The sequence below is a fragment of the Klebsiella sp. M041 genome (assembly GCF_059759695.1).
In genome coordinates, this window is sequence record NZ_JCAXWU010000003.1 from 309692 (window position 1) to 323420 (window position 13729).

The 13729-nt window shown below is 61.0% G+C and carries 8 protein-coding genes; 7 read left to right on the forward strand and 1 reads right to left on the reverse strand.

What is annotated here, in order from left to right; translation table 11 throughout:
• Nucleotides 1-75 precede the first annotated feature (75 nt).
• Nucleotides 76-3366, forward strand: coding sequence for a pullulanase-type alpha-1,6-glucosidase (pulA, locus tag AC6CWS_RS05325; RefSeq protein WP_065882741.1), 3291 nt, complete (start codon nucleotides 76-78; stop codon nucleotides 3364-3366).
• A 60-nt stretch (nucleotides 3367-3426) separates the two neighbouring features.
• Nucleotides 3427-3984 (forward strand): type II secretion system assembly factor GspB, encoded by a 558-nt coding sequence (gene gspB, locus AC6CWS_RS05330; protein WP_065882740.1) that lies wholly within the window; start codon nucleotides 3427-3429, stop codon nucleotides 3982-3984.
• A gap of 39 nt (nucleotides 3985-4023) precedes the next feature.
• Here gspB and gspS read toward each other — a convergent pair whose 3' ends face one another.
• Nucleotides 4024-4398 (reverse strand): type II secretion system pilot lipoprotein GspS, encoded by a 375-nt coding sequence (gene gspS / locus AC6CWS_RS05335; RefSeq protein WP_023292031.1) that lies wholly within the window; start codon nucleotides 4396-4398, stop codon nucleotides 4024-4026.
• A 587-nt stretch (nucleotides 4399-4985) separates the two neighbouring features.
• Between gspS and mrcB the strand changes: the two genes are divergently transcribed.
• The 5 genes from mrcB (at nucleotide 4986) to fhuB (ending at nucleotide 13694) form a co-directional block, all read left to right on the forward strand.
• The gene (gene mrcB / locus AC6CWS_RS05340; RefSeq protein WP_032455574.1) at nucleotides 4986-7541 is read left to right on the forward strand and encodes a bifunctional glycosyl transferase/transpeptidase; all 2556 of its coding nucleotides are present in this window, start codon (nucleotides 4986-4988) and stop codon (nucleotides 7539-7541) included.
• A 233-nt stretch (nucleotides 7542-7774) separates the two neighbouring features.
• A complete protein-coding gene (gene fhuA, locus AC6CWS_RS05345) occupies nucleotides 7775-9982 on the forward strand; it encodes a ferrichrome porin FhuA (protein ID WP_065882739.1) in 2208 nt (735 codons plus the stop codon).
• 45 nt (nucleotides 9983-10027) lie between these two features.
• Nucleotides 10028-10825: a Fe3+-hydroxamate ABC transporter ATP-binding protein FhuC gene (gene fhuC / locus AC6CWS_RS05350; RefSeq protein ID WP_032452785.1), complete on the forward strand. Its 798-nt coding sequence runs from the start codon at nucleotides 10028-10030 to the stop codon at nucleotides 10823-10825.
• Nucleotides 10825-11715 (forward strand): Fe(3+)-hydroxamate ABC transporter substrate-binding protein FhuD, encoded by an 891-nt coding sequence (gene fhuD / locus AC6CWS_RS05355; RefSeq protein WP_032452786.1) that lies wholly within the window; start codon nucleotides 10825-10827, stop codon nucleotides 11713-11715. The genes fhuC and fhuD overlap by 1 nt, the downstream gene beginning before the upstream one ends.
• Nucleotides 11712-13694 carry a Fe(3+)-hydroxamate ABC transporter permease FhuB gene (gene fhuB, locus AC6CWS_RS05360; protein WP_065882738.1) on the forward strand — a complete coding sequence of 661 codons (1983 nt, stop codon included), beginning with the start codon at nucleotides 11712-11714 and terminating at the stop codon, nucleotides 13692-13694. The genes fhuD and fhuB overlap by 4 nt, the downstream gene beginning before the upstream one ends.
• The last annotated feature ends 35 nt before the right edge of the window (nucleotides 13695-13729 follow it).

The window sequence follows — 13729 nt, forward strand, 5'->3', positions numbered from 1 at the left end:
TCTAATTAGCGCGCTGTAAAGATATTCATCCTTTCTTACCTTTTATAATTTAATAAGCATATTAGGGACTATCGAATGCTCAGATATACCTGTCATGCCCTATTTCTTGGATCGTTAGTATTATTGAGTGGCTGTGATAACAGCTCTTCCTCCTCTTCCTCTGGCTCACCTGGCGAACCCGGTAATCCTGGCACGCCCGACCCGCAGGATGTCGTCGTCCGTTTACCGGACGTTGCCGTCCCTGGCGAAGCGGTACAGGCCTCTGCCAACCAGGCTGTCATTCATCTCGTCGATATCGCCGGCATCACCAGCAGCACGCCGGCCGACTATGCCAGCAAAAACCTCTATCTGTGGAATAACGAAACCTGTGATGCGCTGAGCGCGCCGGTGGCGGACTGGAATGATGTCAGCACCACGCCGACCGGCAGCGACAAATATGGCCCTTACTGGGTGATCCCGCTGACTAAAGAGAGCGGGTGTATCAACGTGATCGTCCGCGATGGCACCAATAAGCTTATCGACAGCGACCTGCGCGTCTCTTTCAGTGATTTCACCGATCGGACGGTATCGGTCATCGCCGGCAACAGCGCGGTCTATGACTCCCGCGCCGACGCCTTCCGCGCCGCCTTTGGCGTGGCGCTGGCCGAAGCGCACTGGGTCGATAAGACCACTCTGCTGTGGCCGGGCGGGGAAAATAAACCCATTGTGCGCCTCTATTACAGCCACAGCAGTAAGGTGGCCGCCGACAGTAACGGCGAATTTACCGATAAGTATGTCAAGCTGACCCCGACCACCGTCAGCCAGCAGGTGAGCATGCGCTTCCCTCATCTCGCCAGCTATCCTGCCTTTAAGCTGCCGGATGACGTCAACGTCGAGGAATTGCTGCAGGGCGAGACGGTGGCGATATCCGCCGAAAGCGATGGGATACTGAGCTCCGCCACCCAGGTGCAGACCGCCGGCGTGCTGGATGATACCTATGCCGCCGCCGCCGAGGCGCTGAGCTATGGCGCCCAGCTGACCGATAGCGGCGTGACTTTCCGCGTCTGGGCGCCCACGGCGCAGCAGGTCGAGCTGGTGCTCTACAGTGCGGACAAGAAAGTGGTTGCCAGCCACCCGATGACCCGCGACAGCGCCTCCGGCGCCTGGTCCTGGCAGGGAGGGAGCGACCTGAAAGGCGCGTTCTACCGCTACGCGATGACGGTCTACCACCCGCAGTCGCGCAAAGTCGAGCAGTACGAAGTGACCGATCCCTACGCCCACAGTTTGTCGACCAACTCGGAGTACAGCCAGGTAGTCGATCTGAACGACAGCGCGCTGAAGCCGGAAGGCTGGGACGGGCTGACGATGCCGCACGCGCAGAAAACCAAAGCTGACCTGGCGAAGATGACGATCCACGAATCGCATATTCGCGATCTCTCCGCCTGGGATCAAACCGTTCCTGCGGAGCTGCGCGGTAAGTATCTGGCGCTCACCGCCCAGGAGAGCAATATGGTTCAGCATCTGAAGCAGCTGTCGGCCTCGGGCGTGACCCATATTGAGCTGCTGCCGGTCTTCGATCTGGCGACGGTCAATGAGTTCAGCGACAAAGTCGCCGATATTCAGCAGCCGTTCAGTCGCCTGTGCGAGGTCAACAGCGCGGTGAAGAGCAGCGAGTTCGCGGGCTATTGCGACAGCGGTTCGACGGTTGAAGAGGTGCTGACTCAGCTGAAGCAGAACGACAGTAAGGATAACCCGCAGGTGCAGGCGTTGAATACGCTTGTGGCGCAGACCGACTCCTATAACTGGGGCTACGATCCGTTCCACTACACAGTACCGGAAGGATCCTACGCCACCGACTCGGAAGGCACGGCGCGCATTAAAGAGTTCCGCACCATGATTCAGGCGATCAAGCAGGATCTGGGAATGAACGTCATTATGGACGTGGTGTACAACCACACCAACGCCGCCGGCCCGACCGACCGCACCTCGGTGCTGGATAAGATCGTCCCCTGGTACTATCAGCGTCTGAACGAAACCACCGGCAGCGTGGAATCGGCCACCTGTTGCTCCGACTCGGCGCCAGAGCACCGGATGTTCGCCAAGCTTATCGCCGATTCACTGGCGGTATGGACCACCGATTATAAGATCGATGGCTTCCGCTTCGACCTGATGGGCTACCACCCGAAAGCGCAGATCCTCTCGGCCTGGGAGCGCATTAAAGCGCTGAACCCTGATATCTACTTCTTTGGCGAAGGCTGGGATTCCAACCAGAGCGATCGCTTTGAAATTGCCTCGCAAATCAATCTCAAAGGCACCGGGATCGGCACCTTCTCCGATCGTCTGCGCGACGCCGTGCGCGGCGGCGGACCGTTCGACTCCGGCGATGCATTGCGCCAGAACCAGGGCGTGGGCAGCGGGGCCGGCGTTCTGCCGAATGAGCTGACCACCCTGACCGACGATCAGGCGCGCCATCTCGCCGATCTGACCCGTCTCGGCATGGCCGGTAACCTTGCGGACTTCGTGCTGATCGACAAAGACGGCGCGGTGAAGAGAGGCAGCGAGATTGATTATAACGGCGCGCCTGGCGGCTACGCGGCTGATCCGACGGAAGTCGTGAACTATGTGTCAAAACACGACAACCAGACGCTGTGGGACATGATCAGCTACAAAGCCGCTCAGGAGGCGGATCTCGACACCCGCGTCCGGATGCAGGCGGTGTCGCTGGCCACGGTCATGCTCGGCCAGGGGATCGCCTTTGACCAGCAGGGCTCGGAGCTGCTGCGCTCCAAGTCCTTTACACGCGACTCGTATGATTCCGGCGACTGGTTTAACCGCGTGGATTACTCCCTGCAGGACAACAACTACAACGTCGGTATGCCGCGCAGCAGCGATGATGGCAGCAACTATGACATCATCGCCCGCGTGAAGGACTGGGTGGCCACCCCGGGTGAAGCCGAGCTCAAGCAGATGACCGCGTTTTATCAGGAGCTGACCGCGCTGCGTAAGTCATCTCCGCTGTTTACCCTCGGCGACGGCGCGACGGTGATGCAGCGTGTGGACTTCCGCAATACCGGCGCCGATCAGCAGACCGGTCTGCTGGTGATGACCATCGATGACGGGATGCAGGCTGGCGCCAGTCTGGACAGCCGCGTCGACGGTATCGTGGTGGCGATTAACGCCGCCCCGGAAAGCCGGACGCTGCAGGATTTCGCCGGCACATCGCTCCAGTTGAGCGCCATCCAGCAGGCGGCGGGCGACCGTTCGCTGGCCAGCGGCGTGCAGATTGCCGCTGACGGCTCGGTCACGCTGCCGGCCTGGTCGGTTGCTGTTCTCGAATTGCCGCAGGGCGAATCGCAGGGCGCCGGCCTGCCGGTGAGCAGTAAATAACGTGACGTGGGGCGCCCGTAAGGGCGCCTTCTCGTTATCGTGAGGGAACAGGAGATCGTGGTGATTGTTCGTGATGACAGTGAAAGAGGGATCCCCCCGTTGGTGGCGCATCAGCCGCCTTCCGCGCAGGCGGACGCGCCGGTGATCCGCGGCCGGATGGTGCAGATCCCAGGCTGGATTATCCCGCTGTACGCCGGATTATTATTCGCGCTCGGCTGGTTTGGCGGCGAGCAGTGGCGTCATCCGGCACCGCCGCAACCGCTGCCCTTGCCGGTGGCGCATGCGGCGCTTCTGCCGTTAACCGCTGCCGGAGAGGCCGCGCCAAAGACGCCGCCGCCGGCGACAAAACCCAGCGCGCCCGCCGCGCCGGTGGTGGACAGCGATACGCTGCCGCCTCTGCGCTATAGCGCGCATGTCTACGCCTCGTTAGCGGAAAAGCGCAGCATTGTGTTAAATGGCAAAGCGTGGACGGAGGGCGACTCCCCGCTGCCCAATCTGGTGGTGGAGCAGATCCAGCAGGATGTGACGATCTTTAGCTTCAACGGCACGACCTTTACCCTCGCGGCGCTGGAGGACTGGCCCGGGGGGAAAATTGACGAGGAGCCGAAAGGCGAATAAGGGGCACGCGCAATAAAATGCGCGTTGAAGATATTTTGCTTAGTCGCCGCGCAGGCTGGCAATAAAGGGAGCAAGCTGGCGATTAAATTGACTGCACTGGGCGGCTTCCGGGGTGCTGTCCTGTAAAAGCTGTTGGTAAAGCCGGTCGCTATTTTGGCTTAACGTTGCCGGGTCAATATTTCCCCAGCCGCGCGCTTTGCCGACATTCACCGCCGCGCGATAAATAGCTTCATCGGCGGGCAGATCGCTACGATTACATTTATTCTTGAGATAGCGCGTTCCTGCCGCCACGGACGAGAGCTGCTCGAGCTGCGCCTGGCTACTGATGGCCGGACTGAGCGTTGAGGCGGGTTTCTGTTGGCAGCCAGAGAGCACGGCCACCACGCAAAGCGGAAATATAAGCGGAATGCGCATAGTAGAGTAATCAAAATAATGAATCACTGGCCGCTAGTTTAACAAATATTTCCCTGGTGTCATCATAAAATATGATTCTGCATAAATGTTAACAGGCTCTCATTTTTATTGGCAGAAACTCGATTAATCCCCTTTACTTCTTTCAATAATAAACATTGGCGGCCGGAAAATATATTTTCTGCGGCAGATGATGCCGCCGCATTTGGCATCAGGGCGAGCGTCATTTTTTATGTTATTAAAAAACATACTCTTTCCCATCTTGTTACGTGAGTACGAGGTAAAATGCTGGTTAAGAATGTCGCATTTTAGTGCTATCCTGTATGCCCTGAACATTACGTGCTATGTTCTGACTCATTCTGCCAGTGATGCGTTTAACACAATGATTTTATGGTGAATTTTTATTGTTAGTATCATGTGAAACGAAGCAAACCAACCCTTTGAAAGATGGGCGGCGCGTTCTGCCCGCCAGCAGGTTGTCGTCCCGAGGGTAAGCAGCCAGGACGTTAATTTGAGAGATTTCTTCTTCCTCTGAACAGGGGAAGTATTGAGAATCAGGCCTTTGCGCCTGAACGTTGCGGAGAAAAAGCATGGCGGGAGATGACCGCGAGCCTATCGGACGTAAGGGAAGACCCTCACGTCCGACAAAACAGAAAGTCACCCGTCGCCGGGTCCGGGAAGAGGACTACGACGACGAGTATGATGACGATGATTATGAGGATGAGAAACCGGTGCCGAGAAAAGCCAAAGGCAAAGGTGGCAAGCCTCGTCGTAAGCGCAGCTGGCTGTGGCTGCTGGTCAAGCTGGGGATTGTCTTCGCGGTGCTGATTGCCGCCTATGGCGTCTACCTCGACCAGAAAATCCGCAGCCGCATTGACGGTAAAGTCTGGGAGCTGCCGGCCGCGGTCTATGGCCGAATGGTGAACCTTGAGCCGGACATGCAGATCAGCAAAAACGAGATGGTGCGTCTGCTGAACGCCACCCAGTATCGTCAGGTCAGCGCGATGACGCGTCCCGGCGAATATACGGTGCAGGCCAACAGCATCGAGATGATCCGCCGTCCGTTCGATTTCCCGGACAGTAAAGAAGGGCAGGTGCGCGCGCGTCTGACCTTCGACGGCGACCATCTGGAAACCATCGAGAATATGGATAACAACCGCCAGTTCGGTTTCTTCCGCCTCGATCCGCGGCTTATCACCATGCTGCAGTCGCCGAACGGCGAGCAGCGTCTGTTCGTGAAGCGCAGCGGCTTCCCCGACCTGCTGGTGGATACGCTGCTGGCGACCGAAGACCGCCACTTCTACGAGCACGATGGTATCAGCCTCTATTCCATCGGCCGTGCGGTGCTGGCGAACCTGACGGCAGGCCGGACGGTGCAGGGGGCAAGTACCCTGACCCAGCAGCTGGTGAAAAACCTGTTCCTCTCCAGCGAACGCTCCTACTGGCGTAAAGCCAACGAAGCGTACATGGCGCTGATCGTCGACGCCCGCTACAGCAAGGATCGCATCCTTGAGCTGTATATGAACGAGGTGTACCTCGGTCAGAGCGGCGATAACGAAATTCGCGGCTTCCCGCTGGCCAGCCTGTACTACTTTGGCCGTCCGGTGGAAGAGCTGAGCCTCGACCAGCAGGCGCTGCTGGTGGGGATGGTGAAAGGGGCCTCGGTCTATAACCCGTGGCGCAACCCGAAACTGGCCCTTGAGCGACGCAATCTGGTGCTGCGCCTGCTGCAGCAGCAGCAGGTCATCGACCAGGAGCTGTACGACATGCTGAGCGCGCGTCCGCTGGGTGTGCAGCCGCGTGGCGGGGTGATTTCACCACAGCCGGCGTTTATGCAGATGGTGCGTCAGGAGCTGCAGGCGAAGCTGGGCGATAAAGTGAAAGATCTCTCCGGCGTGAAGATCTTTACGACCTTCGACTCGGTGGCGCAGGATGCCGCGGAAAAAGCGGCCACCGAAGGGATCCCGGTACTGAAGAAACAGCGCAAGCTGGCAGATCTGGAAACCGCCATGGTGGTGGTGGACCGCTTTACCGGTGAAGTGCGGGCGATGGTCGGCGGCGCGGAGCCGCAGTTCGCCGGCTACAACCGTGCGATGCAGGCCCGCCGGTCGATTGGTTCTCTGGCCAAGCCGGCGACCTATCTGACCGCGCTGAGCCAGCCGAACCAGTATCGCCTGAATACGTGGATCGCCGATGCGCCAGTGACTATTCGCCTGTCCAACGGCCAGACCTGGTCGCCGCAGAACGACGATCGTCGCTTCAGCGGCCAGGTGATGCTGGTGGATGCCCTGACCCGTTCGATGAACGTGCCGACGGTTAACCTCGGGATGGCGCTGGGCTTGCCGGCGGTGGTCGATACCTGGACCAAACTGGGGGCGCCGAAGAATCAGCTCAACGCCGTGCCGGCGATGCTGCTTGGCGCGCTGAACCTGACGCCAATTGAAGTGGCCCAGGCCTTCCAGACCATCGCCAGCGGCGGCAACCGTGCGCCACTCTCCGCCCTGCGGTCAGTGATTGCGGAAGATGGCACGGTGCTGTATCAGAGCTACCCGCAGGCGGAGCGCGCGGTGCCTGCCCAGGCGGCCTACATGACGCTGTGGACCATGCAGCAGGTGGTGCAGCGCGGGACGGGGCGTCAGCTGGGCGCGAAGTATCCGGGCCTCCATCTGGCGGGGAAAACCGGGACCACCAACAATAACGTCGATACCTGGTTTGCCGGGATCGACGGTAGCCAGGTGACCATCACCTGGGTGGGTCGCGATAATAACCAGCCAACCAAACTGTACGGCGCCAGCGGTGCGATGTCGATTTACCAGCGTTATCTGGCGAACCAGACGCCAACGCCGCTGGTGCTGACGGCGCCTGAAGACGTGGTCGACATGGGCGTGGACAGCAACGGCAACTTCGTCTGCAGCGGCGGTATGCGTTCGCTGCCGGTGTGGACGACGCAGCCGGATGCGCTGTGCCGCCAGGGCGAGATGATGCAGCAGCAGCAGTTGCAGCAGCAGGAAGCGAACAACCCGTTCAATCAGTCCGGGCAGCAGCAGCCTCAGCAGCAACAGCAGCAGCAACAGCAGCCGCCGAAGCAGCAGGAGAAGAGCGACGGCGTCGCGGGCTGGATCAAGGATATGTTCGGCAGTAACTGATTAAGCCCTAAGACCAGACCCCTTAAGACGAAAGTATTAAGGGGTTTTTTTATGCCTGTAAAAAAGTTAACGGCTCTTTAACTCCATAATAACTATCTGGTTATTAATTCAGCCTTCAACCCGCAGCGACAGGCATATCGCTTGCCTTGCCTTCAACGTTTCGCCTATTATATCGCCCGTCATAATAATAATTCTCGTTTACGTTATCATTCACTTTCATCAGAGATATACCCATGGCGCGTCCAAAAACTGCTCAGCCAAATCACTCGCTGCGTAAAGTCGCAGCTGTAGTAGCCACGGCGGTTAGCGGCATGTCTGTCTACGCACAGGCAGCAGAACAACCGAAGAAAGAAGAAACCATCACCGTCGTTGCCGCCCCGGCCGCCCAGGAAAGCGCCTGGGGACCGGCGCCGACCATCGCGGCGAAACGCTCCGCCACGGCGACGAAAACCGATACCCCGATAGAAAAAACGCCGCAGTCTGTGTCGGTGGTGACGCGCCAGGAGATGGAGATGCGTCAGCCGACGACGGTAAAAGAGGCGCTCTCCTATACGCCAAGCGTCTTCTCCACCCGCGGCAGTTCGACCACCTATGACGTGGTCACCATTCGCGGCTTCACCACCTCGACGACCGTCAACACCAACCAGTATCTGGACGGCATGAAGCTGCAGGGGAATAACTACTCTGAAGTCTCCATGGATCCTTACTTCCTGGAGCGCGTGGAAGTGATGCGCGGGCCAACCTCGGTGCTGTACGGCAACAGCAACCCGGGCGGTATCGTCAGCATGGTCAGCAAACGCCCGACCACCGAGCCGCTGAAAGAAGTGCAGTTTAAGATGGGCACCGACAATCTGTGGCAGACCGGGTTTGACTTCAGCGACGCCATTGATGATGCCGGCGTCTGGTCCTACCGCCTGACCGGCCTGGGCCGCAGCCAGGATGCCCAGCAGCAGATGGCGAAATCGACCCGCTACGCGGTGGCGCCCTCCTTTAGCTGGCGTCCGGATGATAAAACCGACTTCACCTTCCTGAGCAACTTCCAGAATGATCCGGATGCGGGCTACTACGGCTGGCTGCCGCGCGAAGGCACCGTGGTGCCGTATTACGACGCCAACGGTAAGGCGCATAAGCTGCCGACCGATTTCAACGAAGGCGAGGCGGATAATAAAATCTCCCGCCGCCAGAAGATGGTGGGCTACAGCTTCTCCCATCAGTTCGATGACACCTTTACCGTGCGGCAGAACCTGCGCTATGCCGATGTGCATACGCTCTATCGTTCGGTGTACGGCAACGGCTATGTCGCGCCGGGCTACATGAATCGCGCCTATGTGCGCTCCGACGAGCACCTGAACACCTTCACCGTCGATACTCAGCTGCAGTCTGATTTCGCCACCGGCGCGGTTAGCCATACCCTGCTGACCGGCGTGGACTACTCGCGGATGCGTAACGATGTGGATGCCGACTACGGGACGGCGGATCCCATCAGCATGAACAATCCGCAGTACGGTAACCCGAATATTCAGGTCACCTTCCCGTACGCGGTGCTCAACCGGATGGAGCAGACTGGCCTGTACGCGCAGGATCAGATGGAGTGGGATAAATGGGTGATGACCCTGGGCGGCCGTTACGATTACGCCACGACCTCAACGTTAACCCGCGCCACCAACAGCCTGGCGGAGAACCACGACCAGCAGTTCAGCTGGCGCGGCGGCATCAACTACCTGTTCGATAACGGTATCTCTCCGTACTTCAGCTACAGCGAATCGTTTGAACCGGTATCGGGCGCCAGCAGCAGCGGTAAGCCGTTCGATCCGTCGCGCGGTAAGCAGTATGAAGCCGGCGTGAAATATGTGCCGAAAGATATGCCGGTGGTGGTCACCGCGGCGGTCTATCAGCTGACCAAAGACAAGAACCTGACGGCGGATCCGGCTAACCAGGCGTTCAGCATCCAGACCGGCGAAATCCGCTCCCGCGGCCTTGAGCTGGAGGCGAAGGCGGCGGTGAACGCCAATATTAACGTCACCGCAGCCTACAGCTACACCGATGCGGAGTACACTCACGATACGGTGTTCAACGGCAAACGTCCGGCGGAAGTGCCGCGTAACATGGCCTCCCTGTGGGCGGATTATACCTTCCACGAAACCGCGCTGAGCGGTCTGACGATTGGGGCCGGGGCGCGCTATATCGGTTCAACGGTCAGCTACTACAAAAATGACACCAGCACCGGTAAGAAAAATGATGCCTTTAGTGTGGCCGGTTATGCGCTGATGGATGCGACGGTGAAATACGATCTGGCGCGCTTTGGCCTGCCGGGCTCGTCGGTCGGCGTCAACGTCAACAACCTGTTCGACCGCGAATATGTCTCCAGTTGCTACAGCGAATACGCCTGCTACTGGGGGGCCGGACGTCAGGTCGTCGCCACCGCCACCTTCCGTTTCTAACCACCTACGGGCGCGGTTCGCCGCGCCCTTTATCAGGTTATCGCTATGCAGGAACAGACTCCGCACGCAGAAACCACCTTTGCGCTGGATCGCGTCACTTTCCGTGTGCCTGGCCGCACGTTGCTCCATCCGCTCTCGCTCACCTTCCCGGCCGGAAAAGTCACAGGCCTGATCGGCCATAATGGCTCCGGCAAGTCGACGTTACTGAAAATGCTTGGCCGCCATCAGCCGCCTTCTGCAGGCGATGTGCTGCTGGACGGCCAGCCGCTGGAGAGCTGGGGCAGCAAAGCCTTTGCCCGCAAAGTGGCCTATCTGCCGCAGCAGCTGCCGCCGGCCGAAGGTATGACGGTGCGCGAGCTGGTGGCGATCGGCCGCTATCCGTGGCACGGCGCGCTGGGTCGCTTTGGCGCGGCGGACCGCGAGAAAGTGGAAGAGGCGATTGCGCTGGTAGGGCTGAAGCCGCTCGCCCATCGTCTGGTGGACAGCCTCTCCGGCGGCGAACGTCAGCGGGCGTGGATCGCCATGCTGGTGGCGCAGGATAGCCGCTGTCTGCTGCTCGATGAACCCACCTCGGCGCTGGATATCGCCCATCAGGTTGATGTCCTCGCGCTGGTGCATCGTCTCAGCCAGCAGCGCGGCCTGACGGTGATCGCCGTCCTGCACGACGTTAATATGGCGGCCCGCTACTGCGACTATCTGGTGGCCCTGCGCGGCGGGGAAATGATCGCCCAGGGGACGCCGGCGGAACTGATGCGCAGCGATACCCTGGAACAAATCTACGGCATCCCGATGGGGATCCTGCCGCACCCGGCCGGCGCGGCGCCGGTAAGCTTTGTCTATTAATGATGACCCCGACTCAGATAACCCGACGTCGCCTGCTGACCGCGATGGCGCTCTCGCCGCTGCTGTGGCAGATGCGCGGCGCGCAGGCGGCGAACGTTGACCCGCAGCGTGTGGTCGCCCTGGAGTGGCTGCCGGCGGAGCTGCTGCTGGCGCTGGGCGTCACGCCTTACGGCGTGGCCGATATCCCTAACTATCGCCTGTGGGTAAACGAGCCCGCGCTGCCCGACTCGGTGATCGATGTCGGTTTGCGCACTGAACCCAATCTTGAGCTGCTGACGCAGATGAAACCGTCGTTTATCGTCTGGTCAGCAGGCTACGGCCCGTCGCCGGAGAAGCTGGCGCGTATCGCCCCCGGTCGCGGATTCACCTTTAGCGACGGCAAACGCCCGCTGGCGATGGCTCAGCGCTCGCTGCTGGAGATGGCTGACCTGCTGGGCAAACCGCAGCAGGCTCAGCGCCACCTGGCGGAGTTTGAGGCGCTGATGGCGAGCCTGAAGCCGCGCTTTGCCGGACGCGGCGACCGTCCGCTGCTGATGATCTCCCTGCTCGATCCGCGCCACGTTCTGGTGTTTGGCGAAAACTGCCTGTTCCAGGAGGTGCTTGACCGCTTTGGTATTAAAAACGCCTGGCGCGGCGAAGCGGCGTTCTGGGGCAGCGTTAGCGTTGGCATCGACCGGCTGGCGGCGTTTAACGAGGCCGATGTGATCTGTTTTGATCATGGTAACGAGCGGGAGATGACCCAGCTGCTGGCGACCCCGCTGTGGCAGGCGATGCCGTTCGTGCGCGCGGGGCGCTTCCAGCGCGTTCCGGCGGTGTGGTTCTATGGCGCGACGCTGTCGGCGATGCATTTTGCCCGCGTGCTGGCCGAGGCCCAGGGGAGTCCGGCATGAATACGCGTATTTCACCGTTAGCCAGTATCCTGCTGGCCGCGCTGCTGGTCGCCGCCTTCGCGTTGAGTATCGTCAATCTCAATGTCGCCTTGCCCTATGCGCAATGGCGGCAGGCGCTGCGGCAGCCGGATAGCGATCAGATTGCCCAGATGCTGTTTCATTACAGCCTGCTGCCACGGGTGGCCGTTTCACTGCTGGTGGGGGCCGGGCTGGGACTGGTCGGCGTACTGTTCCAGCAGGTGCTGCGCAATCCGCTGGCGGAGCCGACCACCCTTGGCGTCGCCACCGGCGCGCAGCTGGGGATAACGGTCACCACGCTGTGGGCCATCCCCGGCGTGCTGGCGTCGCAGTTTGCCGCGCTGGCCGGGGCCTGTCTGGTGGGTGCGCTGGTGTTTGGCGTCTCCTGGGGCAAGCGTCTGTCGCCGGTAACGCTGATCCTGGCGGGCCTGGTGGTCAGCCTCTACTGCGGGGCGCTTAACCAGCTGATGGTGATTTTCCATCACGACCAGCTGCAGAGCATGTTCCTGTGGAGCACCGGGACGCTGACGCAAACCGACTGGAGCGTGGCGCAGCGCCTGTGGCCGCAGCTGCTGGGCGGGGCGATACTCACCCTGCTGCTGCTGCGTCCGCTGACTCTGATGGGGCTCGATGACGGGGTGGCGCGCAACCTGGGGCTGGCGCTGTCTCTGGCGCGCCTCGGCGCCCTGACGCTGGCGATCGTGATGAGCGCGCTGCTGGTCAATGCGGTCGGGATTATCGGCTTTATCGGCCTGTTCGCGCCGCTGCTGGCGAAAATGCTCGGCGCCCGTCGACTGCTTGCCCGGCTGCTGCTGGCGGCGCTGATCGGCGCGCTGCTCCTGTGGCTTTCCGATCAGGTGATCCTCTGGCTGAGCCGGGTATGGCGGGAAGTCTCCACCGGCTCGGTCACCGCCCTGATTGGCGCGCCGCTGCTGCTGTGGCTGCTGCCGCGGCTGCGCAGCATCAGCGCCCCGGTGATGAACGGCGGCGATAATGTGCAGCCTGAACGCTATCACGTGCAATGGTTTGTTCTCGGGGGCGTCGCGTTGCTGCTGCTGGCGATGAGCGTAGCGCTGGCCTTTGGTCGCGATGCCCACGGTTGGCTGTGGGCTCACGGCGATCTGCTGGAGCAACTGCTGCCCTGGCGCTGGCCGCGAGTGCTGTCGGCGCTGTCCGCCGGGGTGATGCTGGCGGTCGCCGGCTGTATTATCCAGCGCCTGACCGGCAATCCGATGGCCAGCCCGGAAGTGCTGGGCATCAGCTCCGGCGCCGCCTTTGGCGTGGTGCTGATGCTGTTCTTCGTGCCTGGCGACGCCTTTGGCTGGCTGCTGCCGGCCGGGAGCCTTGGCGCGGCGGCCACTTTGCTGATCATTATGCTGGCCGCCGGACGGGGCGGTTTCTCGCCGCATCGGATGCTGCTGGCGGGGATGGCGCTCAGTACCGCCTTCACCATGCTGCTGATGATGCTGCAGGCCAGCGGCGATCCGCGCATGGCGCAGATCCTGACGTGGATCTCGGGGTCGACTTACAGCGCGACGCCGGAGAGGGTGGTACGCAGCGGCGCGGTGATGCTGGTCCTGCTGGCGCTGGCGCCGCTCTGTCGCCGCTGGTTAACCATCCTGCCGCTGGGCGGGGAGGCGGCGCGGGCGGTGGGCATGGCGCTGACGTCATCGCGGATTGTTCTGCTGCTGCTGGCGGCCTGCCTGACGGCGGCGGCGACGCTGACCATCGGCCCGCTGAGCTTCGTCGGGCTGATGGCGCCGCATATTGCGCGCATGATGGGCTTCCGGCGAACGCTGCCGCATATGGTGATCTCCGGACTGACTGGCGGGCTGCTGCTGGTCTTCGCCGACTGGTGCGGACGGATGATCATGTTCCCGTACCAGATCCCGGCGGGGCTGCTGTCGACCTTTATCGGCGCGCCGTACTTTATCTATTTGCTGAGGAAGCAGAGCCGCTAACGATCCCGGATGGCCTCAACATCCCCGGTGGCGCG

What these genes read in the sequence shown, in the direction of transcription:
- fhuB (WP_065882738.1), top strand. Translation starts at nt 11,712, where the DNA reads ATGAATACGCGTATTTCACCGTTAGCCAGTATCCTGCTGGCCGCGCTG.
- fhuD (WP_032452786.1), top strand. Translation starts at nt 10,825, where the DNA reads ATGATGACCCCGACTCAGATAACCCGACGTCGCCTGCTGACCGCGATG.
- gspS (WP_023292031.1), bottom strand. Translation starts at nt 4,398, where the DNA reads ATGCGCATTCCGCTTATATTTCCGCTTTGCGTGGTGGCCGTGCTCTCT.
- fhuC (WP_032452785.1), top strand. Translation starts at nt 10,028, where the DNA reads ATGCAGGAACAGACTCCGCACGCAGAAACCACCTTTGCGCTGGATCGC.
- pulA (WP_065882741.1), top strand. Translation starts at nt 76, where the DNA reads ATGCTCAGATATACCTGTCATGCCCTATTTCTTGGATCGTTAGTATTA.
- mrcB (WP_032455574.1), top strand. Translation starts at nt 4,986, where the DNA reads ATGGCGGGAGATGACCGCGAGCCTATCGGACGTAAGGGAAGACCCTCA.
- fhuA (WP_065882739.1), top strand. Translation starts at nt 7,775, where the DNA reads ATGGCGCGTCCAAAAACTGCTCAGCCAAATCACTCGCTGCGTAAAGTC.